The 2705-nt window shown below is 72.5% G+C and carries 4 protein-coding genes; all 4 read left to right on the forward strand.

The window, feature by feature from the left end; all coding sequences use genetic code 11:
* A partial coding sequence (gene aroC / locus GUY60_RS36610; protein ID WP_161705818.1) for a chorismate synthase occupies positions 1–856 on the forward strand: 856 nt, incomplete at its 5' end.
* A gap of 29 nt (positions 857–885) precedes the next feature.
* Entirely contained in the window at positions 886–1368 is a 483-nt protein-coding gene (locus tag GUY60_RS36615; protein WP_187370221.1) for a shikimate kinase, read from the forward strand.
* Positions 1365–2450 (forward strand): 3-dehydroquinate synthase, encoded by a 1086-nt coding sequence (gene aroB, locus GUY60_RS36620; protein ID WP_161705820.1) that lies wholly within the window; start codon positions 1365–1367, stop codon positions 2448–2450. The genes GUY60_RS36615 and aroB overlap by 4 nt, the downstream gene beginning before the upstream one ends.
* Positions 2451–2611: 161 nt before the next feature.
* The coding region (locus GUY60_RS39380) for a Pro-rich N-terminal domain-containing protein (protein WP_246236117.1) at positions 2612–2705 on the forward strand (94 nt) is incomplete at its 3' end.

Here is a 2705-nt window from a genome sequence, read left to right on the forward strand (position 1 = left end):
CGACCGGATCACCCCCGGCCACGCCGACCTCGCGGGCATGCAGAAGTACGGCTTCGACGAGGCCCGGCCGGTCCTGGAGCGTGCCTCGGCGCGTGAGACCGCGGCGCGCGTGGCGCTCGGCACGGTCGCCCGGTCGTACCTCAAGGAGACGGCCGGCATCGAGATCGTCAGCCATGTCGTCGAGCTGGCCGCCGCGAAGGCGCCGTACGGCGTCTACCCCAGGCCCTCCGATGTGGCGAAGCTGGACGAGGACCCGGTGCGCTGCCTGGACGCGGACGCGTCGAAGGCGATGGTCGCCGAGATCGACCAGGCCCACAAGGACGGCGACACCCTGGGCGGTGTGGTCGAGGTGCTCGCGTACGGAGTGCCCGTCGGGCTCGGCTCGCACGTGCACTGGGACCGGCGTCTGGACGCCCGGCTCGCCGCGGCGCTCATGGGCATCCAGGCCATCAAGGGCGTCGAGGTCGGCGACGGCTTCGACCTGGCGCGGGTGCCGGGTTCGCAGGCGCACGACGAGATCGTCGCGACCGACGAGGGCGTGAAGCGTTCCTCCGGCCGCTCCGGTGGCACCGAGGGCGGTCTCACCACGGGTGAACTGCTGCGCGTACGGGCCGCGATGAAGCCGATCGCGACCGTGCCGAAGGCGCTCGCCACCATCGACGTGGCCACCGGCGAGGCCGCCAAGGCGCACCACCAGCGCTCCGACGTGTGCGCGGTGCCCGCGGCCGGGATCGTCGCCGAGGCGATGGTCGCGCTGACCCTCGCGGACGCCGTGGCGGAGAAGTTCGGCGGCGACAGCGTGGCCGAGACGCGGCGCAACGTGCAGTCGTACCTCGACAACCTGCGCATCCGGTGAGCGCCCCGCAGATCGTCCTCATCGGCCCGATGGGCGTGGGCAAGACCACCGTGGGCGAGCTGCTCGCCGAGCGGCTCGGCAGCACGTTCCGGGACACCGACGCCGACATCGTCGCGGCCGAGGGCCGGGAGATCGCCGAGATCTTCGTCGACGACGGTGAGCCGCGCTTCCGTGCGCTGGAGCGGCAGGCGGTCCGCGCCGCCGTCGCCGGGCACCCCGGGGTGCTCGCCCTGGGCGGCGGCGCGATCCTCGACGCCGGGACCCGTGAGCTGCTCGCCGGCCACACCGTCGTCTATCTGTCGATGGACGTGGAAGAGGCGGTCAAGCGCACCGGCCTGAACGCGGCCCGCCCGCTGCTCGCGGTCAACCCGCGCAAGCAGTGGCGCGAGCTGATGGAGGCCCGCCGCCCGCTGTACACCGAAGCCGCGCGCGTCGTCGTCGCCACCGACGGCCGCACCCCCGAAGAGGTCGCCGCGGCGGTCCTCGACGCACTGGAGTTGAAGGAAGCATGACCGAGCAGCAGGTGACGCGTATCCCCGTCGGCGGCGATGACCCGTACGAGGTGCTCGTCGGCCGTCAACTCCTCGGTGAACTGGGCGGGTTGATCGGCACCCAGGCCAAGCGGGTCGCGGTCATCCACCCGGAGGCGCTCGCCGAGACCGGTGAGGCGCTCCGTGAGGACCTGGCCGGCCAGGGCTACGAAGCGGTCGCCATCCAGGTGCCGAACGCGGAGGAGGCCAAGACCGTCGAGGTCGCCGCGTACTGCTGGAAGGCGCTCGGCCAGTCCGGCTTCACCCGCAGCGACGTGGTCGTGGGCGTCGGCGGCGGTGCCACCACCGACCTGGCCGGGTTCGTCGCGGCGACCTGGCTGCGGGGGGTGCGCTGGGTGGCCGTACCGACCACGGTGCTCGCCATGGTGGACGCCGCGGTCGGCGGCAAGACCGGCATCAACACCGCCGAGGGCAAGAACCTCGTCGGCGCCTTCCACCCGCCGGTCGGCGTGCTCTGCGATCTGGCCGCCCTGGACTCCCTCGGCGTGCACGACTACGTGTCCGGGCTCGCCGAGGTGATCAAGGCCGGCTTCATCGCCGACCCGGTGATCCTCGACCTGATCGAGGCCGACCCCGAGGCCGCGCGCACTCCGGCGGGGCCGCACACCGCCGAGCTGATCGAGCGGTCGATCAAGGTCAAGGCCGAGGTGGTCTCCAGCGACCTCAAGGAGGCCGGCCTGCGCGAGATCCTCAACTACGGGCACACCCTCGGCCACGCCATCGAGAAGAACGAGCGGTACAAGTGGCGGCACGGCGCCGCCGTATCGGTCGGCATGATGTTCGCGGCCGAACTGGGCCGCCTGGCGGGCCGGTTGGACGAGGCCACCGCCGACCGCCACCGCACCGTCCTCGAGTCGGTCGGCCTGCCGCTGACCTACCGCGGTGACCAGTGGCCCAAGCTCGTCGAGAACATGAAGGTCGACAAGAAGTCCCGCGGCGACCTGCTGCGCTTCATCGTCCTCGACGGCCTCGGCAAGCCCGTCGTCCTGGAGGGCCCCGACCCGGCCGTCCTCCTCGCGGCGTACGGCGAAGTCTCCGCCTGACCGAAAAGGCCCGGTTCTACGGGCACTTGTGGCTCTCCCCGGCCGTTCACACAACGGCGGCCGGGGAAGGTACCGTTCGGTAGGGAGCCGGGCGCCCGCAGTTTCCGCCCGACGCCCGCCCGACCAGCGCCAGTTGCCTGTACGAGACGGAGTGGCACCGGATGCAGCACGCAGTGGGGAATCCGCTGCCGCCGCCCCATCAGCCGGGGCACGGACCGGCCACCGGCTGGTCCCCGGCCGCGCACCACCCGGGAC

The organism is Streptomyces boluensis (genome assembly GCF_009908195.1).
Lineage (GTDB): Bacteria > Actinomycetota > Actinomycetes > Streptomycetales > Streptomycetaceae > Streptomyces > Streptomyces boluensis.